This is a genomic window from Methanoculleus formosensis (genome assembly GCF_025384765.1).
GTDB lineage: Archaea > Halobacteriota > Methanomicrobia > Methanomicrobiales > Methanoculleaceae > Methanoculleus > Methanoculleus formosensis.
Genome location: NZ_VHLL01000001.1, coordinates 630586 through 649997, shown reverse-complemented (window position 1 = coordinate 649997; position 19412 = coordinate 630586). Strand labels below are relative to the sequence as shown.

General features: G+C 61.6%; 19 protein-coding genes and 1 tRNA gene. 11 read left to right on the top strand and 9 right to left on the bottom strand.

Annotation, left to right across the window (positions count from 1 at the left end):
• Window positions 1-118 precede the first annotated feature (118 nt).
• The 3 genes from FKB36_RS03420 to FKB36_RS03410 all read right to left on the bottom strand — a co-directional run bounded on the left by FKB36_RS03420 (window position 119) and on the right by FKB36_RS03410 (window position 6408).
• A complete protein-coding gene (locus FKB36_RS03420) occupies window positions 119-2680 on the bottom strand; it encodes a CARDB domain-containing protein (protein WP_261596619.1) in 2562 nt (853 codons plus the stop codon).
• A 350-nt stretch (window positions 2681-3030) separates the two neighbouring features.
• Window positions 3031-4683, bottom strand: a complete 1653-nt coding sequence (locus FKB36_RS03415; RefSeq protein ID WP_261596618.1) for a hypothetical protein — start codon at window positions 4681-4683, stop codon at window positions 3031-3033.
• 204 nt (window positions 4684-4887) lie between these two features.
• Window positions 4888-6408, bottom strand: coding sequence for a glycosyl hydrolase family 28-related protein (locus FKB36_RS03410; RefSeq protein WP_261596617.1), 1521 nt, complete (start codon window positions 6406-6408; stop codon window positions 4888-4890).
• 292 nt (window positions 6409-6700) lie between these two features.
• Between FKB36_RS03410 and FKB36_RS03405 the strand changes: the two genes are divergently transcribed.
• The 6 genes from FKB36_RS03405 (at window position 6701) to FKB36_RS03380 (ending at window position 11260) form a co-directional block, all read left to right on the top strand.
• On the top strand, window positions 6701-7369 hold the full coding sequence (locus tag FKB36_RS03405; protein WP_261596616.1) for a hypothetical protein: 669 nt from the start codon (window positions 6701-6703) through the stop codon (window positions 7367-7369).
• A 75-nt stretch (window positions 7370-7444) separates the two neighbouring features.
• Entirely contained in the window at window positions 7445-8593 is a 1149-nt protein-coding gene (locus FKB36_RS03400; protein ID WP_261596615.1) for an ORC1-type DNA replication protein, read from the top strand.
• Between the two features lie 46 nt (window positions 8594-8639).
• Window positions 8640-9587, top strand: a complete 948-nt coding sequence (mch, locus tag FKB36_RS03395; protein ID WP_261596614.1) for a methenyltetrahydromethanopterin cyclohydrolase — start codon at window positions 8640-8642, stop codon at window positions 9585-9587.
• A gap of 376 nt (window positions 9588-9963) precedes the next feature.
• Window positions 9964-10037: transfer RNA gene (locus FKB36_RS03390), tRNA-Val, on the top strand.
• A gap of 802 nt (window positions 10038-10839) precedes the next feature.
• Complete coding sequence (locus tag FKB36_RS03385) at window positions 10840-11073, top strand: type II toxin-antitoxin system HicB family antitoxin (RefSeq protein ID WP_261596613.1); 234 nt, start codon at window positions 10840-10842, stop codon at window positions 11071-11073.
• A complete protein-coding gene (locus tag FKB36_RS03380) occupies window positions 11066-11260 on the top strand; it encodes a type II toxin-antitoxin system HicA family toxin (protein ID WP_261596612.1) in 195 nt (64 codons plus the stop codon). Before FKB36_RS03385 ends, FKB36_RS03380 begins: the two co-directional genes overlap by 8 nt.
• Here FKB36_RS03380 and FKB36_RS03375 read toward each other — a convergent pair.
• Window positions 11167-11412: a type II toxin-antitoxin system HicA family toxin gene (locus FKB36_RS03375; protein ID WP_261596611.1), complete on the bottom strand. Its 246-nt coding sequence runs from the start codon at window positions 11410-11412 to the stop codon at window positions 11167-11169. The genes FKB36_RS03380 and FKB36_RS03375 overlap by 94 nt on opposite strands.
• Window positions 11413-11759: 347 nt before the next feature.
• On the opposite strand from FKB36_RS03375, the gene FKB36_RS03370 reads away from it, so the two are divergent.
• Window positions 11760-11987: a hypothetical protein gene (locus FKB36_RS03370; protein ID WP_261596610.1), complete on the top strand. Its 228-nt coding sequence runs from the start codon at window positions 11760-11762 to the stop codon at window positions 11985-11987.
• A 300-nt stretch (window positions 11988-12287) separates the two neighbouring features.
• Here FKB36_RS03370 and FKB36_RS03365 read toward each other — a convergent pair whose 3' ends face one another.
• Both FKB36_RS03365 and FKB36_RS03360 read right to left on the bottom strand, forming a co-directional pair.
• On the bottom strand, window positions 12288-13325 hold the full coding sequence (locus FKB36_RS03365; RefSeq protein WP_261596609.1) for a hypothetical protein: 1038 nt from the start codon (window positions 13323-13325) through the stop codon (window positions 12288-12290).
• A gap of 260 nt (window positions 13326-13585) precedes the next feature.
• The gene (locus tag FKB36_RS03360; RefSeq protein ID WP_261596608.1) at window positions 13586-15184 is read right to left on the bottom strand and encodes a hypothetical protein; all 1599 of its coding nucleotides are present in this window, start codon (window positions 15182-15184) and stop codon (window positions 13586-13588) included.
• A gap of 365 nt (window positions 15185-15549) precedes the next feature.
• Here FKB36_RS03360 and FKB36_RS03355 point away from each other — a divergent pair, with 365 nt between their 5' ends.
• Together FKB36_RS03355 and FKB36_RS03350 are read left to right on the top strand one after the other, a co-directional pair.
• A complete protein-coding gene (locus FKB36_RS03355) occupies window positions 15550-15759 on the top strand; it encodes a TOBE domain-containing protein (RefSeq protein WP_261596607.1) in 210 nt (69 codons plus the stop codon).
• A gap of 87 nt (window positions 15760-15846) precedes the next feature.
• Window positions 15847-16347 carry a hypothetical protein gene (locus FKB36_RS03350; RefSeq protein ID WP_261596606.1) on the top strand — a complete coding sequence of 167 codons (501 nt, stop codon included), beginning with the start codon at window positions 15847-15849 and terminating at the stop codon, window positions 16345-16347.
• Window positions 16348-16748: 401 nt separating this feature from the next.
• On the opposite strand, the gene FKB36_RS03345 is transcribed toward FKB36_RS03350, so the two are convergent.
• Window positions 16749-17159 carry an SET domain-containing protein gene (locus FKB36_RS03345; RefSeq protein ID WP_261596605.1) on the bottom strand — a complete coding sequence of 137 codons (411 nt, stop codon included), beginning with the start codon at window positions 17157-17159 and terminating at the stop codon, window positions 16749-16751.
• A gap of 137 nt (window positions 17160-17296) precedes the next feature.
• Here FKB36_RS03345 and FKB36_RS03340 point away from each other — a divergent pair, with 137 nt between their 5' ends.
• Window positions 17297-18178, top strand: a complete 882-nt coding sequence (locus FKB36_RS03340; protein ID WP_261596604.1) for an ABC transporter ATP-binding protein — start codon at window positions 17297-17299, stop codon at window positions 18176-18178.
• A gap of 2 nt (window positions 18179-18180) precedes the next feature.
• Entirely contained in the window at window positions 18181-18948 is a 768-nt protein-coding gene (locus FKB36_RS03335) for an ABC transporter permease (RefSeq protein ID WP_261596603.1), read from the top strand.
• An 18-nt stretch (window positions 18949-18966) separates the two neighbouring features.
• Here FKB36_RS03335 and FKB36_RS03330 read toward each other — a convergent pair whose 3' ends face one another.
• On the bottom strand, window positions 18967-19143 hold the full coding sequence (locus tag FKB36_RS03330; RefSeq protein WP_261596602.1) for a CxxC-x17-CxxC domain-containing protein: 177 nt from the start codon (window positions 19141-19143) through the stop codon (window positions 18967-18969).
• A gap of 43 nt (window positions 19144-19186) precedes the next feature.
• The gene (locus FKB36_RS03325; protein WP_261596601.1) at window positions 19187-19363 is read right to left on the bottom strand and encodes a CxxC-x17-CxxC domain-containing protein; all 177 of its coding nucleotides are present in this window, start codon (window positions 19361-19363) and stop codon (window positions 19187-19189) included.
• Between the last annotated feature and the right edge of the window lie 49 nt (window positions 19364-19412).

The window sequence follows — 19412 nt, the reverse complement described above, 5'->3', positions numbered from 1 at the left end:
CAAGAGAAAAAACCTGCCCATAACCAATATTACCGCTCACCATAAAGGTGGTACGGGGCGGCATCTGTGGCAAAACCAGGAGGAGGGGGCTGACCAACCACCGCTCCTGGTAGACGCTTTAGAGGGAAGAAGTCCTGCCGAAGAAGAAGTCGGCGATCAGGGCAACATCTTTCCAGTCCACGGTGCCGTCTCCATTCAGGTCGGCGGTGGCGGTTGGTGCGGTGGTTCCCTGTGCCATATCGGCAGCGATCGTCACATCGGTCCAGTCGACGTTGCCGTCTTTGTTGAGGTCACCCCTGGCGGGAGCCTGGGCGCCGACGACGATCTCTTTGCTCATAACGTTGTTGTTCTCATTGCTCTCTGCAATCCGGTTGACGTCGTCAACAGTGGCCTTCACGGTGTGAGTGCCGGAGACGGCCTTCCAGGTTGCACCGGCGGATCCACCGGTCGCAGTCACCGTGACCGATGCGCCGGGAGCGACAGCCGCGGTGTGGGTGTCCGACCAGACTCCGGGCCCGGCGGCGCCGTCATTGAACGTGAAGAGGACGCCGAGCTTCGTGCCCGCAGGCGTGGGAGCGTTGCCCTGGTTCTTGACCGTGGCCTTCATCGTCACCGCATCCCCGGAGGCGGGCTTTGCCGGCGTCCAGGAGATCTCGGTCACCACAAGGTCCGGCTTTCCCGAGGGAGCAGGAGTGGGGGTCGGGGTAGACCCCGACCCGGCCTTTGAGACCGTGATCTGTTCGGTGCGAAGATTGTTGTTCTCGTTGCTCTCAGCAATCCGGTTGACATCGTCAACCGTTGCCTTCACGGTGTGGGTGCCTTCCACAGCCTTCCAGGCTGCACCGGCCGAGCCGCCGGTCGCGGTCAGGGTGACCCATTGACCGGGGGCGATCGACGTGGTGTGGGTGTCGGACCAGACCCCGGGCCCGGCGGCACCGTCATCAAACGTGAAGATGACGCCGTGCTTCGCGCCCGCAGGCGTGGGAGCGTCGCCCTGGTTCTTGATCGTTGCCTTCATCGTCACCGCATCCCCGGAGGCGGGCTTTGCCGGCGTCCAGGAGATGTCGGTCACCACGAGGTCCGGCTTCCCGGTGGGAGCCGGTGTGGTGGGGGTCGGTGCCGGGGTGGTCGGCGTCGGCACCGGCGAGCCGGTGGACGTCACCTTCACGTTCTGGAGGGTCGCCTGACCGGCCGGAACCGTGCTCACAACGGTCACGCCGGAGGAACCGGCGGGGAGGGTCTTCGAGACGATCTCCATGTCCTTCACGAGGACGTTCTTGGTTCTGTAGCCCTCGATCACGAACGGTTTTGCCGAGTCGGAGACAATCTGACCGGAGAAGACGGTGTTGACGTTCTCCTTCGCCCAGACCAGCGTCTCAACGCGGTTGCCGGATGCATAGATGCTCACCTCGGAGTTGTCGAACTGGCCGTTCGTGCCGCCGAGGCTGGAGCCCTTGCCGTTGTACCCGACCGGGTCGACAAGGTGGAAGTTCTTGATCTTCACGTTGTTCGCGAGGTCGACCTGGAGACCGAACGCGCGCGAGTTGATGCTCGTGCAGTTCTCCAGCACCGTAGAGGGGTTGACCGAGCGGGTCGGGATGCTGTAGTAGCCGGCAGGCACCCGGTAGGAGAAGTCGGTTCTCCCGATACCGGTGTCCTTCTCGACACAGTTGTAGAGCTTCCCGCCGTTCGTCGTGTAGAACCCGTTCATGGAGTTGCCTTCCGCGGTGCAGTCGATGAACGTCACGTCACAGTTCGGGGCGTAGTAGCCGCACCCGAAGTAGTGGGTCGACATGTCGTTCTGCTGGTAGGCCCGCGTCGGGAAGGGCTTCTGCCCGTTGTTGTTGCTCGTGCAGTTCTCGAGGACGGCGTTCGTCACCTTCGGGTCGAACTCGAAGTGGAACCCGGACTCCAGAGTGCCCTCCGCATAGCAGTCTTTCACGTAAAGACCGTCCATGTCGTTGAGCTCCGCAAAGTTGAATCCGGTCACCCAGGGGTTGAACGCTCCGAACTTGCCGCAGTTGATCGCGGCGCAGTTCTCGTAGCGAACGTCCTTGATCACCTTGTTCGTCGTGCCCCAGGCGTTGTGGAGAAACCCGTAGGTCCCGGTGTCAACGGCCCTGCAGTTGATGAACTCAACGTCCTGCAGGGTCGGGGCATACACGGTCGGATCGTGGATCAGGAGGTAGACCGCCTGGATGCTTGCATCTGCGGTACCCGTGATGTTGTGGATCTTCGCGTGGCTTGCACGGATGTTCATCACGCCGAGCCACTTGACACCGCTGCTGTAACCGGTTCCCTTTATGTGGAACCCGTCCAGCGTGATGTTCTCGCGGTCGACGTTGATGCGTCCGTCGTGGGTGAAGACGAGGAACGTCTCCGATTCACCCTCCCCCATGAGAGTCGAGCCTGCCTTGGGAGCAATGATCCCTGCGCAGTTGTAGGTGCCACTGGAGAGGAGGACAACACCGCCCGAAGGCAGGGCATTCAGTGCTGCCTGGATCTCCACGTGATCGTTGACCCCATCACAGATGTAGGCAGCCGCCGCTTTATCGGCCGCACTGCTGTCGCTTGCGGCGACAATCGTGGTTGGGGTCGCTTCGAGTGCCCCGACGATCGGGACGAGCCCGACGATCAGGAACACTGCAATAAGAAGCTTGGTTGTCCGTCTATCTCGCATTATCTCACCTCTTGGGAGATACTCCATTATCTGATAGACTTATTTTAAAAGGTTTTTCAAATAGAATAGATTGATTTTAAAGATTTGAATCCCAAATAAACCCACCATTATTGAGATAATCAGAAATTTTCACCATTTGAGTAATTTATGCCGCAACGAATAAAATTATATACTAATTTGAAATTTAGCGCACACGCACCGCAAAAAACGCACCCCGACCGGGGACCCCGGGAGACACCCCGGGCGGCCGAACGGGGACCGGATACCCATTATAATACTGTGACAATTATAAAACTCGCGGAATTGTCCGGCACCCCGCGCCCGGCCGGCAGCCACCCCCTGCCGCACCCTCAGCACGATCCCGAGGTGACCGCCACGTTCTCAAACGTCACTGCACCGGCGGGAACCGTATTCGCGAGGGTGACGCCGTTCGCGAACGGCCCGATCTTCGCGGAGACGATCTCCATATCCTTGACCCGGACGTTTCGCGTCCGGTCGCCCTCGATCACGAACGGCTTTGATGATTGCGAGACAAGCCTGCCGGAATACTCGACGTTCTCGTTGTTCCTTGCCCATATCAGCGTCTCCGCCCGGTCGCCCGACGCATAGATGTTGACGACGGAGTTAGAAACCGGCCCCCCCTGCGATCCCCCGAGGTTCGTCGCTTTACCATCGATCCCGGCCGGATTCTCCAGGGAGAAGTTCTTGATCACGACATCGCTCGCGAGGTCGATATGAAGGCCGTAGCCGCACGAGTCGATGCTCGAACAGTTCTCGAGCACGAGCGACGGGGTTATCGAGCGCGTCGGGGCAGCGTAGAACGATGCGGGCTGGACGATCCGGTAATCGGTCTTCCCGGCTCCGACGCTGTGGTCGACGCAGTTGTAGAGTTTACCGCCATTCGTCGCGTAGAACCCGTGCCGGCTGTTCCCCTCGGAGTAGCAGTTGATGAAGGTGATGTCCCCCCGTGGGGCGTAGAATCCGCACCCGAAGTAGTGGGTCGACATGTCGTCCTCGCGGTACGCCCGCGTCGGGTAGGCTTTCTGCCCGTTGTTTTTGCTGATGCAGTTCGTGAGGATGCAGTCGCGCTTCTCGGGGTCCCACTCGAAGTGGAACCCGGACTCCAGGTTCCCTTCCGCGATGCAGTTCGTCACCCGGAGTCCCTCGATGTCGTTGAGCTCCGCGAAGTCGAACCCGGTCACCCAGGGGTTGAACGCCCCGTACCTGCCGCAGTTGATCGCGGCACAGTTCTCGTAGCGGACGTCCTTGATCACCACGTTCGTCGTCCCCCAGGCGTTGTGGAGGAACCCATACGTCCCGGTGTCCACCGCCCTGCAGTTGACGAACTCGACGTCTTCGAGGGTCGGGGCGTAGACATCGGGGTCGTGCAGCAGGAGGAAGACCGCCTGGGTGGTTGCATCCGCGGTCCCCTCGACGCCGAGAACCTTCGCGTGGCTCGCATAGATGGTGATCACGCCGAGCCAGTGGTCGGCCCCGACCTTCGGGTAACCCGTGCCCCTGACGTGGAAGTTATAGAGCGTGACGGACTCGCGGGCCAGGAGGAGCCGCCCGTTATTCGTGAACTCGACGAACGTCGCATCCGCCCCCTCCCCGCGAAGCATCGTCTTCGCGCCCGGGCGGATGTTCCCCGCGCAGTTGAACGTGCCTTCCGTGAGAGCGACCGTGCCGCCCGAGGAGAGTGCATCGAACGCCCCCTGGATCTCCTTCTGGTCGTCGGTGCCGTCGCAGGTGTAATCGGCCCGGGCTTTTGCCGCCGGGCTGCTGTCGCTCGCCGCAACGACGATCGTCGGCCCGGCGGTCTCCGGGGGCACCGCCGGTGTCGTCGGGATCGGGGTGATCGGCGGCGGAGGGGGGGGCGGGGGCACCGGGACCGGCGGGTAGACGTGTATGATCAGCACGACGGCGACGATCACCGTGAGTATGATCGCGATGGCGATGAGGATGCGCCGTTCTCTCTTCCCGAGCTGCAGTCCCGCCGACATAAAACCAACGACCCGTTCGCTACCCGGGGGAGTCGCGAGGGACCGGCGACGCCTACGGGATCATACCCTTATGGCACGGAAGTACCATTTAAGGATTTAGCCGGCCCGCCCCCGCCGGAGGGTCCCGCCTGCGAGCCGGGGAGGGAAACCGCCAGTTCCGGGGGCCGGGGTATTTACGCATGACGCATTCCGCGCCCCGGAACCCTATGCCGTGCTGCTGGCCGGCAGCACCTCGAGAGCGGTCAGGTCCGCGCCCCCTTCGCTCGTCCACTCGACCGCCACCGGACGGGGGGCGTCGGAGACGATCCTCCCGGAGTATGTGACGTTTCTGTTGTCGACGATGGAGATCAGTGTCTGCGGCCGGTCCCCAGACGCAGTGAGATCGATCGTCGAACTCGAGATGCCTGCATCGATCGTCGAGTTCACCGGGAGTTCGTGGGAGGGGCACCCGAGCATCGCCCCGACCCCGTCGATGCCCGCCGGATCGGTCATGGTGAAGTTCCTGATGAGCGCGTTCTCCGTGCCGCAGAGAAAGAGGCCCCAGCCGTGCGACCCGATACTCCGGCAGTGGTCCATCACGATGGAGGGGTTTCTCGATACGGGCAGGGACTGGAGGATACAGTAGGATATGGGCTTTGCAGAGGAGGCCTGGCCGCGACCGGTCTCACTCTCGGTGCAGTTGTAGAGGAGCATGCCTTCCGGGTTGATGACGTAGAACCCGAACGCACCGTTCCCCTCTGCCCGGCAGTTCACCAGCGCCACCTCCCCTCCCGGGAGGTAGAAGCCGGCGCCGAAGAAGTCGGGGTCGCCCACCAGGTAGTCGTCGGGATAGGGTTTCCGGCCGTTGTTGCGGCTCACGCAGTCGGTGAAGACGCAGTCGCGCTTCCCGGGGTCCCACTCAAAGTGGAACCCGGACTCCAGGTTCCCTTCCGCGATGCAGTCCGTCACCCGGAGACCCTCGATGTCGTTTAATTCCGCAAAGTTGAACCCGGTCACCCACTGGTTGAACGCGCCGGCGCTCCCGCAGTTGATCGCGGAGCAGTTCTCGTAGCGGACGTCCCGGATCGTCGTGTTCTCACTTCCCCAGGCGTTGTGGAGGAACCCATACGTCCCGGTGTCAACGGCCCTGCAGTCGACGAACTCGATGTCTTCGAGGACGGGGGCATAGACGTTCGGGTTGTGCAGCAGGAGGAAGACCGCCTGGATGCTCGCGTCGGCGGTGCCCGTGACATTCTGGACCTTCGCGTGGCTCGCGTAGATGGTGACGACGCCGTGCCACCGGGTGAGGTCGAGGGTCGTGTTCGTGCTCGTATTCACGTAGTGTGAGCCCGTGACGTGGAACCCGTCCAGGGTGACGTTCTCTTCCGAGACGTTCAAGAGCCCGTTCCGGCTGAACTCAAGGGACGTCCTGTCCGGCCCCTCTCCAAGAAGCGTCGTTTTGGCGGCGGGGACGAGGCTGCCCGAACAGTTGAACGTGCCTTCCGTGAGACCGACCGTGCCGCCCGAGGGGAGTGCGTCGAACGCCGCCTGGATCTCCACCTGGTCGTCGAGGCCGTCGCAGGCGTAGTCTGCGCGGGCTTTAGCCGCCGGGTTGCTGTCGCTCGCCGCAACAATGATCGGTGCGGCGGCAGCACACTGGACGAGCAGAAGGGCGGCAACCAGGAGTATGATCGGGAGGTTCACGGCGAGGGGGTCTGATGCTTTCTGATGCGGGCGGGTAGTCATCACGCTCCTCGAAGAGATCGTTCTGGGCTGCCGGAGACTCGCCCCTAATATAGCAGCAGGGATATAAAAATCCATGCGCGGATAAATTCCCATACGCCGCCATCAGCGGGGTTTCAGAGTGCACGAGGGAGGTGACCGGAACCGGCCCGGATGCCGGGGGGAGAGCCCCTGCGCCGGCCCCGATCTCCCCGGGCAACGGGGCGGAGGAGAGCTGCCGAACCGGCTGAACGGCGGGGCGATGCGGGCCGCCGGAGGAATTGTATATAAAGAGAGACAATATTATTCGGGAAATATGGCCAGCAAGAAGGAAGTCACCATCGGGATCACCATCAACCTCGAGAACTACGAAAACCTCCGTCTCGAAGTCGAGGGGGATGTAGAGACCCACGAGGATGTGGACGACCTTATCACATTCCTCGACGGGATCCTTGCCCGGCTCGGGCGCGGCGATCAGGCGACCGCCGAGCGTGTGGACGCATACCGGCGCCGCGTTCTCGCGGCAAGGCCCGCGACCCCGCAGGTACCGCTCCCGGAGAAGGAGACCCCTGAACCCGCCGCCTCGGTGACGGAACCGACCCGCCCGGAGAAGGAGACCCCTGAACCGGCTGCTCCGGTGCCGGAACCAGCCCATCCGGAGGAGAAAGCCTGCCCGACGCCGGAGGTGATCGCAGCGGCGATCCCGCCGGCGCCCGAGAAGCCGGAGGAGAAGCTCCCTGTTCAACCGGAGGCACCCTCGGCGCAGGCACCGCCCAAGAAACCGGAGGAGAAGCCCCCGGCAAAGCCGGAAGCACCCCCCGTACAGGCACCGCCGCAGCAGGAGCCGGTTCCGGAAAAACCGTCCGGGGCTCCGGCGGAGGACGTCTGCGAGGCCTGCGGTGCGGAAGTGACGAAATCGCAGGCGAAACTCTCCCAGCTCTTCATGAGCAAGACGCTCTGCAAAAAGTGCATGGAACAGCCGTAATCCCTGTAGTGACCAGCGCGATGAGGAGAACCCAATCTGGAGGATATAAATACTACCATACCCGAGGATTCTATAATGAAGAAGAACCTGCTCATGTGGGACGAGACGCTATTCCGGGATCCCGAAGTATTCGAGATCGATTACGTCCCCGAGCAGTTCAACCATCGTGACGCCCAGATCCGGGAGCTCGCGTTTCAGATCAAGCCCGGGATGCGGGGGGCGAGGCCGCTCAACACCATCTGCCGCGGCCTCCCGGGAACCGGGAAGACGACGAGCGTGAAAAAAGTCTTTGCCGAGATCGAGGAGGCCACGAAGAAACTCATCCCGGTCTACATCAACTGCCAGATCGACAACACGAAGTTCGCCATCTTCTCCCAGATCTACCGCCGCGTCACCGGACACCCGCCGCCGCCGTCGGGCACGTCGTTCAAGCAGGTCTACGACGCCATAGCGAAGGTGCTGCAGCGCGAGGAGCAGGTGCTCCTCGTGGCGCTCGACGACGCGAACTACCTCCTCTACGAGAACGAGATCAACCAGGTGCTCTATCCGCTGCTCCGCTCACACGAGGCCTATCCGGGCGTCCGGACCGGTGTCGTCGCCATCGTCAGCGATATGTCCGTCACCCTGCAGACCGAGGTCGATGCACGGGTGGCATCGGTCTTCCGCCCCACCGAGATCTACTTCCCGCCCTATTCGGGGGAGGAGATCCACGGCATCCTCGAGGAGCGTATCCTGCAGGGCCTCTACCCGAACGTCATCCGGCCCGATATGCTGGATCTCGTGGTGGAGCAGACGATGAAGAGCGGCGACCTCCGTGTCGGCATCGACCTCCTGAAGCGTGCGGCCCTGAACGCCGAACGGGAGGCGCGGCGGTCGGTCGAGCAGGAGGACGTCTGCAAGGCATACGAGGTCTCCCGGTACCTCCATCTCGCGTTTTCGCTCCGGGCGCTCAAGGCCGAGGAACGGGAGGTGCTGGCCAGGATCGCGGATATGTCGGCCCGCGACGACCAGGAGATGAACGCCGGCGACGTCTACCGTTTCATAAAAGAAGAAGGCGGCGGGGTCAGTTACACCAAGTTCTATGAGATCATCCAGAAGTTCGACTCGATGCGGCTCTTAAACCTCCACTACCGCCAGGGAAGGGGGCGGACGCGGCTGATCAGTCTCCGGTACGATCCCGGGCGCGTGCTGGAGCACCTGGGGCAGGAGCAGACGATTTCATAATCCTTATCAGTTCCCCCGCCGTTTGTACTCTGATGAGGTTTTCCACATGCTCAGCGTGAACGAACTGGCACTGGATATTTTTGAGGAACTCTTCGAATACGCCGAGGAGTTCGATGCCGTCCCGCACGAGCTCGACAACGGCGCACGCATCGTTGACTGCGGCGTCAGCACTCCGGGCGGGTACCTGACGGGAAGACGGTTCACCGAGATCTGCATGGGCGGGCTCGGCGAGGTCGACATTTCGATGGGCCGGATCAAGGAGTTCCCCATTCCGTTCATCGAGGTCAGCACCGATTTCCCGTCGATTGCGTGCCTCGGCGCCCAGAAGGCGGGCTGGACGATCAACGTCAACAAGTACTTCGCGATGGGGAGCGGTCCCGCGCGGGCGCTCTCCCTGAAGCCCAAGCACACCTACGAGGTGATCGAGTATGAGGACGAGTTCGACTACGCGGTCATCTGCCTCGAGAGCGACCACCTCCCGAACGCCGCGGTGATGGAGAAGATCGCCGAAGAGTGCAACGTGGACGTGGCGAACACCTGCGCGGTCGTCGCCCCGACGGCATCGATCGTCGGCTCGGTCCAGGTCGCCGGCCGCTGCGTGGAGACGGCGGTCTACAAGCTGAACGAGCTCGGGTTCGACACGAAGAAGATCACCGCGGGTATCGGCCACGCCCCGATCGCGCCCGTCAAGAAGGACGGGACGAAGGCGATGGGCAGCACCAACGACGCGACGATCTACCACGGCAGCATCATGCTGACGATGAACGCCCCGGAGATCAAGGACTACCTTGACAAGATCCCGAGCAACACGTCCAAGGGATACGGAAAGCCGTTCTACGACATCTTCAAGGAAGCCAACTTCGACTTCTACCAGATCGACACCTCGCTCTTCTCCCCGGCGGAGGTCGTCATCAACGAGCTCTCCGAGGGCAAGGTCTACCACGTGGGCGCCGTCAACCCCGAAGTGACGCTGAAGTCCTTCGGGTTCATCTGAACTCTTTTTTTACGGTTCATTTCGCAACGTTCGATCTTCTAGATACCGTTCAATCAGAGATCGAATCACCGGGAACTCATCACCAATAGTGCTGTCGGGAGTTGTGGAAGGCAATTCTCCGGCGCAGCCCCGGGATCTCCTTCGCTGCCTCGCGTCTTTCCCGTGAGACCATATGGCTGTCGGCTCCGTTACCACACGCGAAGCCGCGAAGAACGCGAAGTCTGCAGAGCCTGAACTTCCTTCTCGCCTATTCCAATAAAGCATCCCTGCGAGCGCGAGCCGCGAAGGACAGTAGATGCCGCGCACGACAGCCCCGGAATCCGGAGCAGGCAACACGTTTATCCGTCACGGTGCAAAACACTGTAAGGCATCCACGGGGCTTGTGGTCTAGCTGGTTATGACGTCTCCCTTACACGGAGAAGATCGCCGGTCCGAATCCGGCCAGGCCCATTTCTTTTGTAGAATACTTCATACGGTTCTGAGTGCTCCTGCACGTTCGCCTGAGGTCACGGCGCGGCTTCTTTTCACCGGGTGTCGCCACGCAAGGGAGAGTCGGAGGAACGACGGCCCTGAGGGACCTCAGGGCTCTGGTCGACCGCGGTATCGTTGAGCAGGTGGGCACGTCGAAGAAGACGCAGTACGTCTTGCGGAAGGAATCACTGTGAAGGGGGGATATTCCCAGAGCGTTCCGGCGAAACAGGGGATGATCCAGGCCGAGAGCCGGGTAGATGCCCGACCGGCCGTGGATAAATGAACGATAAGACGAACCAATCGAGGATGAGCGATAGGTGTCTGGCGGACAGTGATGCAGCGTGATCGTTCGCCCGGCGGATCCAGTCCTCGGCGACCCGGAACCGCCGGAACCCGGGCATGCTCTTTGACCTGATCAAGTGCCGGGCCCGGCTCTTTTACCTGCAACGAGAGCGCGGGGAGGGCTGGTCTCGGCCTTCGCCCGCTCAAACGTCCGGTGGTCGGGGATCCCTGGGATGCCGCCGCGAAGTCCTCCGGCCGGGCGAATATCTGCGGGGTGCGACGGTTCACAGTACCGGAGCATGAGCACCGTTAGGTGCGAGGGCTGCCACGTGAGGCTGGTGCGGGATGGGAACGGCCGGGATGGGGTGCGGTGAGTGACTTCCCAAAAAGAGGTTGTTTTATGGATACTCTTTATAGATCATCTGGTGATGTATTATCATTATCATGCATAGGCCCTATGTAGGCCTGTATACTTGCATGATCCGCGGGGTGCGATGCAATGAGAAATCTGAACTACCGTATCCTCCTCCGGAAGGAGCCGGAAGGCGGGTATACCGTCACCGTACCGACCCTTCCAGGGTGCGTCACCTATGGGGAGACTGTCGACGAGGCGATAACGATGGCGCGGGAAGCTATCGAGCTCTACATTGAACATCTCCAGGAGAAGGGCGAAGAGATTCCCACCGAGGAAGGACTCCTAGAATACACCCTCACCGTCGAGGCACATGCCTAAACTTCCGGCGCTCACGGCGCAGAAGGTCATGAAGATCCTGGAGAAGAAAGGATTCGTGCTGGACCGCGTGAAGGGGAGCCACCACATCTTCTATCAATTGGAGACGAAGCGCCGGGTTGTCGTCCCGGTACACGGGCGCGATCTCCCGCCCGGCACGCTCTGGAGATCCTCAAACAGGCCGGGATAGAGCGGGAGGAAATTGAGGATTTTTTGTAATACGGCAGCCTGGATACTGTTCAGCGTTCCCGGAACAAGTCCATCTGCCGGGTGCCCGGCGATAGTGATCCTGCCAGACTTTGACGGATGCTTATACTGCCGGTGGCAGCCATTAGATACCATCCGTCCGCTTCGATCATCTTTACGCAGTCTTTTTTTTCCTGCCGCTTTCCGGTATGGCGATCGAAACCTCCGGGGGCCCCGGGTGGCCGTCGTATCACGCGCCCAGTATGAAACAGGGTATGATGGCGCTCACATCTCTTACGTTATCCTCTGCGCTGCATGCCTCACCGACCGAAGACCGGCCCGCTGCCATTCTCCCTGACCCGGCCTCGAGCACCGCCGTCGAGCCCTGCAGGGGTGATCCGGTGCAGGCGCACCCGCAATCATTATTATTTCGCGGAGACCATGATGGTTATCGAGTTCAGGGGTGGTTTTCCGGATGACAAAGACGCTGAAAGTTCTCTTTGATGGAACGGTCTTCCGGGCCTGTCGACCTTGAGGCAGGGAAGAAATATACTATTACCATACAACTCTCCCCGGAGAACTCCGACGTAACCACCGATCCGGCCTTCGATATAGCGTCGCTTGCCGTAGACACCCATATCAGCGACCTCGCAGCGATGGGTACCCGTATCTGGAAGATTCAGGAGAGACCCCCTTCCCCAAGGGGAACCCCTTCGCCCTCAAAAGACTGATACGGGGTGAGCGTCATACTAACCGGTATAGATACGGGCGGGCAGAATGGCAGGACGCACATTAACCAGGACGGCACGGGAGGCTATCGTCGCGATACTCACCAGAAACGATGCCGAGTGGATCGCAATCTTCGGCTCCTATGCGCGGGGATCCTCTCCTCCCCGGTCCGGCGTATCGAGAGGGCCGTCTCAACGCGATAGGCATACCCGGCCTTCCGGAACGGCCCAATAAACCGTGGCCGGTTTCATTCATGGAAGAGAGCGATCGTGTTGCACCAGAGAACAATCCTCCTATCCAGCTCAGCCAAAGACTTCCACTCCATCAAAGAAGATAGAAGTCCTGCCGGCGTTATCCTCGCCCTGAATCGTTGCTATCCGGGGTACAGCGTTGACACACCCCTTACCCGGGATCGTCAGGTATGCAAAGTCGGGCCCCACATCCAGGAAAATTCTGCCCCAGGTATGCAGATCCACACCCTTAAAGCGCCTGAAATCCGGATCGGTCTCGGTCTCGATGAGCCAGAGGTCCATCCTCCCCCGCCCCATCGCCACGGTCTTAGAGAACGCCTCAAGGTCGATATTCTGGGTGAAGTTCAACTCAAAGGCGCCCAGACCGTCATCCCTCAGGCCTGTTGCCTCAGCAAGCGCATCCTCATAGAGATTCGCCATGTCAGAGATCGAGAGCATAACCTCGTCAACATCGGTCGCCCTGTTGATGGTCACCTTTCCATTACTGTACCACTCCACGGCCAGCGTCACCGAGTCTTCCTTGAGTTTCTGCCATCGCGTGCTGTATATCGCGAAACTCTCCTTCGCCGTATCCAGCACTTCCGCGAGGCCGGGTATCTTCTCCGTCGCCCCATACCATGCTTTCAGGCTGAAACGTCCTGCCTCGTCATCCGATGCCAGACCATCGGAGAACTTCAGGCCAAGACCCCGCTGTTGCCACGGTTCTTTGACGTCGTAGTGGAGGAGATGGCTCCTGGACAACCAGCACCGGTCAAGAACCTTTATGTGCTTGACCCAGCCGTCGGTGATTGCATCCGCCTCTGTCGCATCAAGTAAGGTATACAGTATCCAGACGCGCTCACGGGTTGTATCCAGGAAGAGGATATTGGGCGACGAAGATCCACGATTAACATACCAGCCGCCGGCGTCGAGACTGCTCCAGGTTCCAAGAGGGCAGCCGACCTCGTTGATCGGGTAGTTGGTCTCCAGCAGGTAGGCTTTGAACTGCGTGAGGTGCGTCTGACCATATCGTGCCAGAAGCGCCTCATTATCCTCGAACCCTGCCTGTAACATCTCCTTTAAGTCTTGAAGTGTCTGGATGCGCCCCATATCGATTGTTCAACAGTACGGAGAACATAGCGAAAAAGGTTTCTAATAGTTCCGGTAGCGCTTCCATATGGTGTCCCGGGGCATTCTGAACCTCGATCTTCTGGCCGCCACCCCCTCACCGCCCCGCAACCGGCCGGTGCACCCACTCTACAGGCTCACGGCGGAGAAGATCGTAGTCGGGGAGGGGGCGTCCCGGGCCGCCCGAACCCGCGCTGCGGACCCCGGCGGCCGGCAGACTAAAAAAAGAGAGAGGCCGGCGATCACCCTCGTCGAACCACGACCGCCACCGTCAGCCCCACCAGCACCAGAACAACCCCGAACCCGGGCGTCTCTCTCGGTGCAGGCGTCGATGCGGGAGCCGCCACCGCAATGACCGTGGGCAGACCCGGCGACGCCGCCGTCACCTCCAGCTCGATCGTTCTGTTCGTCTTCTCCACGAGGGCGCCGGTCGAGTTGTAGGCGCTCACCGAAAGCAGCCACGTCCCCGGCGGCATCACCGCGGTCTCAGTGAACGCGTGCCCGAACTCGTAGTTGGCGTACCCGACGTACCCGTCCTCGAACTCCCGTTCCAGGCAGCCGGTGAACGTGAACGCCCCGAGCGTCGCGTTCTCGTAGACATACATAACAATCTGGTCGTCGGGAACGTAACGCCAGGCACTCCCGGCGCCTGTCAGTTTCGTTGCGATCGGCCGGGTTACGCCATACAACGTCAGGTTCTCGCCCTGCACGATCGTCACCCGCTCCGGCGTCGTATCGACGGTTTTTTTGCTGTCGTTTCCGACCGCGCTGAAGTAGTTCTCACGCACCGGCCCGTCCGTGATCTCCGCACGGGTGTAGACGACCCGGGTATCGGCGGGGTATGCCACCAGCTTCCCGGTCAGCGACTCCGCCGCCGATGTCGTCCGGTCGACCCACGCGATCGAAGGCTCGCCGATGTCGTAGTGCGTGAACGTCGTACGATCGGAGTCCTCCAGGCCATGCATAAGGATCGCGGCAAGTTCGACCTGCAAGGTCGCGGAGGTGTTGCCGATGTTGTAGATCACGCAGTCGTTCCGTGCGCCGGCGGCGGTATCGGCCGCCGTCCCCTCAAGGCCGTTCACCACCTCGATCGCGTTGTTTGCCTGCCACCGGTCCGGGATCTCGTACCCGCCCTCACCGCTCCGGAAATATCCCGGGAACCAGTCGATGTAGACCCGGAGCGGCGGCATTTTCTCATCTGCCCAGCCAATCACGCTCTGCTTGTTCGACTCGGGGCGGAACACGCCGAGGGACGCGTGAGTCTTCCCGAAGACGATCTCTCTTTCCACCTGCTCTCCGGCGAGATCTCCGTCCAGCCCTTCCACGACCAGTGTATAGGTTCCGGCAGTCAGGTCCCGGGCGATCGGCTCGAGCCTCCCGCCGCTGACATCAGTGTAACTCCCCATCCCCCGGGTCACGCCGCCCTGCACCAGGACGAGGTAGTAGGTATGGGTCACCAGCAGCTTGTTGCTGCCGTTCTCAAACCCCCCGGGCTCGGTGACGACGTCGGGAGCAAGGAGGCCGCCCCACTTCTCCGGAACGAGGCTCATGTTCACCGAACTCTCCGGCGTGACACCGGTCTCGTTGACGCAGCTCGCCACCGTGCGGATGATGGTGCCGTCGCCGTCTTTCAGAACGACGCGGATGTTCCCGGGATGGTCGAGCGGTGCAGGAAAGAGACCGTAGACATAGAAATCCCGCATCTCGGCAAAAACAGTCTCGTTCACGGAGGGTTCCGTGATGACGAGGTTCCCGGCAGGCATGGCGGTCACGGCAGATCCGGCCGGCATCGCCAGGATGAGGATGACAAGAGCGACCTTCAGGGGTTGCGGTACACACATGGTTGAGAAAAAGACATCCGCAACATTAAATATACCGGAATCGAAAGGCAGCGGCCGGAGGAGATGCGGAAAAAACCCGGGATATCGATCACCTACCCGGATACAACGCGCGATTTGTTCTTCCCGGGGTACAACCCTCCGCTGCCGACCGTACTCAGGGTTCATTCACGCACACCGGGCAGCAGGTCGCGGGGATACTCATGCCGCATCTCCATGGTGAAACAGTGCCGCGACAGACCCGCACAGGTCAAAACACCGCCTCCTCATCCGGAGACGCGTAGCGACGGGCAGCATTGCCGGCACCGCCCGTCCCCGGCACCGCAACCTATATGACCCGGAGAGCCGGAATGTCGCTACGATACACTATGAAGTTAAGTGCAAGGAACCAGCTTCCCGGGAAGGTAACGGCTGTTAACATGGGCGTGGTCACTGCAGAGGTCGTCATCGCGCTCGACGGCGGCGGCGAGCTCGTCTCGGTCATCACGAAGACGTCCGTCGAGAACCTCGGGATTGCCGTCGGCAAGAAGGTCCACGCCGTGGTCAAGTCGACCGAAGTCATGGTCGCCGTCGACTGAAAACCCACTCACCTCTTTTGCCCCGGCCGGGGTGCCAACACATAAGTACGCAGGCAACCGTTCTGCCGGCATACCCACCGTGAAAGTATGGTACGAGAATACCCTCCTCTGCTGATAGCCCTCACCATCTGCGCCCTGGTGACCGTGCTCGCCGGCGCCTACGCCTTCCTCGCGAACGGGGCCGCACCCCCTCCCGGAGAGCCCGGCCCACCTCCCGTCCCGGCAGCAACACCGGTGGCGACGGGCACCCCGGTGCATATCGCGTCCCGCACCTTCTCGATCACCGTCACCCCGTCGTCCTCCACCACCCGGCCGGGAGACACCGTCAGGCACACGCTCATGGTGCATCCCGAAGACGGGTTCTCCGCGCCCATCCAGGTCAGGGTCTCGGCTACGGCGCTCGGCGGCGTATATCGCGAGGAACGCGACCTCGGCACGGTCGCCGCACCCTATCCCCCGCTCACCTACGAGGCCGTAACCCCCGACCTCCCGCCCTTCATCTCCACCGCGACCGTGGACGCCGTGGTCACGGCGAGCGGGGGAGGCACCGTCCGGACCGAGCGGGTGCAGCTGGTCATCAGAAGGTAGAGCGCCGGGACCGCATATCGGCCGGCATGGCAGTATCTCAACTCCTGCACCCCCGCACCGCGGGGACGCTTCCGAGATCACCCAGAATTATCCCCGAATCTTACAAAATCACTCAAAACAAACGACGAACCTGAGCCACCCGCACGGCCTCCAGGAAGGTTACCGGGGCCGGCTTCCGCAACGGGCGATCCAGAGAATACCTATAATATAGAGAGTATTGTCTAAACCCCTTGATTTCCACTGGAGATTTTGGCAGACGGGCCTGAACTGCCCGGCGAGGGTGGGGCGATCTACCGCCGCCCGGTTCGGGATACCGGCAGAGGCCGCTCCGCCCCGGGGATATACCGGGGCAGAAAGAGACCGAAACGGCAGATCGTCGCTGCTCCGGCCGTAGAGACCACTCACTCCACCGCATCGAACCAGACGGGGTCGGGGCAGTCCGGCGGCCCGCCGTAGTTGATGGTGATCTCCTCGCCCTTTGCAATGGGCCGGTGGGCGGAGATGCGGACCGCGCCATGGAGGTGATCGCAGACATGATCCGCGTTCGCGTGGTAGGAGTGGTTGTAGAGCGACCCGTAGCCGAGCGCCACGGCGACAGACTCCCCCCACCCGAAGTAGTAGTCGAAGAGGTGCGTCTTGTCGAGGTGCTCCTCCGCTCCCGCGAGGACGATCACCGGGCAGACCTCGATCACCTCGCCGGCCGCGAGGTCCCTCCGGGCGAAGACGCCCCGCCCGCGGGACTCCGATGAACCGACGTACACCGCCTCCGGAGGGAAGAAGGCCCCTCCCGTATCCCTGGAACTCTCGATCATCTCTGACTCCACAGTATGGATAAGAGCAGTTTGCCCCCTCAGGCAAAAAGGCTGAGCGAAAGAATGTTGTAGTCGCACGACTCCACTGGCTCCAGGGAGGGAAAACGATCGGGGACGTCATCGTAGCGCACGACCTCTTGAAGCGGTTCGGCGACCTCGTCGCTGTCGACCGGATCGCCTTCCGGGTCAGGGAAGGGGAGGTCTTCGGGTTTCTCGGCCCGAACGGAGCGGGGAAGACGACGGCCATGAAGATGATCCAGTGCATCTCCCCCAAATCCGGCGGAACCCTGGAGGTCTTCGGCATGGACGTCGACACTCAGGCGCGCCGGATCAAGAGTCGGCTCGGGGTGGTGCCGCAGGAGAACAACCTCGACCCGGATTTCTCGGCCTACCGGAACCTGCTGATCTACGCCCGGTACTTCGGCATACCGAAGCGGGAGGCGGAGAAGCGGGCCGGCGAACTCCTCGCGTTCATGCAGTTAGAGGAGAAACGGGACGTCCTGGTCGACAACCTCTCGGGCGGGATGAAACGGCGGCTGATCATCGCCCGGGCGCTCGTCAACGAACCCGAACTGCTCATCCTCGACGAACCCACCATCGGGCTCGACCCGCAGGCGCGGCACCTGATCTGGGAGAAACTCAGGAGCCTCCAGGCCGAAGGAAACACCCTCGTCCTCACCACCCACTACCTCGACGAAGCGGAACGCCTCTGTGACCGGCTGGTGATCATGGACCACGGCAGGATCCTCATCGAGGGCGCCCCGGCGGACCTCATCCGGGAACATGCCGGGAGCAACGTCGTCGAGGTCGAGCGGACAGAGAAGGCGGTCGCCCGCCTGGAAGAACTCGGAGTGAACTACGACCTTGCCGGCGACGTCCTCCAGGTATTCACGGACCGCCCGAACGAGATCGCACAGGAGCTGCTCGAGGTCTGCCGGCACGAGGCGGCGGTGACGGTCAGGCCGGCAACCCTCGAGGACGTCTTCCTGCGGATGGCGGGGAGGAGACTGCGGGAGTAGCGATGGTCGACATCACCACGAGAGTCCGGAGTGTCTGGCGGAGGAACTGGGACGCCTTCCTCAGGACCTACCGGGTGAACTTCATCCCGCCCTTCGTCGAGCCGGTCCTCTACCTCCTCGCGCTGGGGTTCGGTCTCGGGACTTACATCGAGGCGGTCGACGGGATCCCCTACCCCGTCTTCATCGCGCCCGCCCTCGTCTCGATATCGGTGATGTACTCGGCCTTCTTCGAGTGTACTTACTCCTCCTTCGTCCGGATGTACTACCAGAAGACGTTTGACGCAATCATCGCGACACCCGTCAGCATCGACGAGGTGATCGCCGGCGAGATGCTCTGGGGCGCCACACGGGGGATGATCTACGCCACACTGATGCTCCCCGTCCTCCTCATCTTCGGCGTCGTCGCCATGCCGTCGTCCCTGCTCCTCATACCCTTCGCGTTCCTCGCCGGTCTCCTCTTCGCGGGCATCGCGATGTGCTTCACGGCGATCACACCGAGCATCGATGCGCTGAACTACCCCTCGTTCCTCTTCATCACCCCGATGTTCCTCTTCTCGGGGACGTTCTTCCCGCTCGACCTCTTACCGGAACCGATCCAGTACTTCGCCCTCGCCGCTCTGCCGCTCACGCACGTCGTCAGCATCAACCGGGCGATCACGCTCGCGGCGTTTTCGCCGATGAACCTCCTCAACCTCGCCTGGATCGCGGCGGCTACCGTGATCTTCTTCCTCCTCGCCATCAGGCTGATGCGAAGACGGCTCGTCGTGTGACGGCGGTTAAAAAAAAGGTTAAAATCGGGGTTTTCTGTGCTTCGGGAGGCAGTCCCGGCAATAGACGGGTCTGCCTTCGGTCGGCTTGAACGGAACTTCACACGCTTTGCCGCAGTCGGAACAGACCGCCTTGTGGAACTCACGGGGGCGGTCGTCATAGGAACGGGGGCCCCTGCGGGGATATCTCTCTTCCATTGGAATTTCACTCACTCAAGGATTCAGTATTCTTACTGGCTACTCAGAACCGGGGTTTTCTGTGCTTCGGGAGGCAGTCGAGGCAGTAGACGGGTCGACCCTCCGTCGGCTTGAACGGAACTTCACACGCTTTGCCGCAGTCACCGCAGACTGCTTTGTGGAACTCTCGGGGCCGGTCCTGGAACGATCTGGGGCCCCTGCGGGGGTATCTCTCTTCCATATACTTCAACCATGCAGATAGTCTGCACATAGTCAAACTACCTGCCTGC

What these genes read in the sequence shown, in the direction of transcription:
- FKB36_RS03405 (WP_261596616.1), top strand. Translation starts at nt 6,701, where the DNA reads ATGGCCAGCAAGAAGGAAGTCACCATCGGGATCACCATCAACCTCGAG.
- FKB36_RS03370 (WP_261596610.1), top strand. Translation starts at nt 11,760, where the DNA reads ATGGAACGGTCTTCCGGGCCTGTCGACCTTGAGGCAGGGAAGAAATAT.
- mch (WP_261596614.1), top strand. Translation starts at nt 8,640, where the DNA reads ATGCTCAGCGTGAACGAACTGGCACTGGATATTTTTGAGGAACTCTTC.
- FKB36_RS03415 (WP_261596618.1), bottom strand. Translation starts at nt 4,683, where the DNA reads ATGTCGGCGGGACTGCAGCTCGGGAAGAGAGAACGGCGCATCCTCATC.
- FKB36_RS03365 (WP_261596609.1), bottom strand. Translation starts at nt 13,325, where the DNA reads ATGGGGCGCATCCAGACACTTCAAGACTTAAAGGAGATGTTACAGGCA.
- FKB36_RS03350 (WP_261596606.1), top strand. Translation starts at nt 15,847, where the DNA reads ATGGTACGAGAATACCCTCCTCTGCTGATAGCCCTCACCATCTGCGCC.
- FKB36_RS03345 (WP_261596605.1), bottom strand. Translation starts at nt 17,159, where the DNA reads ATGATCGAGAGTTCCAGGGATACGGGAGGGGCCTTCTTCCCTCCGGAG.
- FKB36_RS03380 (WP_261596612.1), top strand. Translation starts at nt 11,066, where the DNA reads ATGCCTAAACTTCCGGCGCTCACGGCGCAGAAGGTCATGAAGATCCTG.
- FKB36_RS03355 (WP_261596607.1), top strand. Translation starts at nt 15,550, where the DNA reads ATGAAGTTAAGTGCAAGGAACCAGCTTCCCGGGAAGGTAACGGCTGTT.
- FKB36_RS03325 (WP_261596601.1), bottom strand. Translation starts at nt 19,363, where the DNA reads ATGGAAGAGAGATACCCCCGCAGGGGCCCCAGATCGTTCCAGGACCGG.
- FKB36_RS03385 (WP_261596613.1), top strand. Translation starts at nt 10,840, where the DNA reads ATGAGAAATCTGAACTACCGTATCCTCCTCCGGAAGGAGCCGGAAGGC.
- FKB36_RS03375 (WP_261596611.1), bottom strand. Translation starts at nt 11,412, where the DNA reads ATGGTATCTAATGGCTGCCACCGGCAGTATAAGCATCCGTCAAAGTCT.
- FKB36_RS03410 (WP_261596617.1), bottom strand. Translation starts at nt 6,408, where the DNA reads ATGACTACCCGCCCGCATCAGAAAGCATCAGACCCCCTCGCCGTGAAC.
- FKB36_RS03360 (WP_261596608.1), bottom strand. Translation starts at nt 15,184, where the DNA reads ATGTGTGTACCGCAACCCCTGAAGGTCGCTCTTGTCATCCTCATCCTG.
- FKB36_RS03335 (WP_261596603.1), top strand. Translation starts at nt 18,181, where the DNA reads ATGGTCGACATCACCACGAGAGTCCGGAGTGTCTGGCGGAGGAACTGG.
- FKB36_RS03420 (WP_261596619.1), bottom strand. Translation starts at nt 2,680, where the DNA reads ATGCGAGATAGACGGACAACCAAGCTTCTTATTGCAGTGTTCCTGATC.
- FKB36_RS03400 (WP_261596615.1), top strand. Translation starts at nt 7,445, where the DNA reads ATGAAGAAGAACCTGCTCATGTGGGACGAGACGCTATTCCGGGATCCC.
- FKB36_RS03330 (WP_261596602.1), bottom strand. Translation starts at nt 19,143, where the DNA reads ATGGAAGAGAGATATCCCCGCAGGGGCCCCCGTTCCTATGACGACCGC.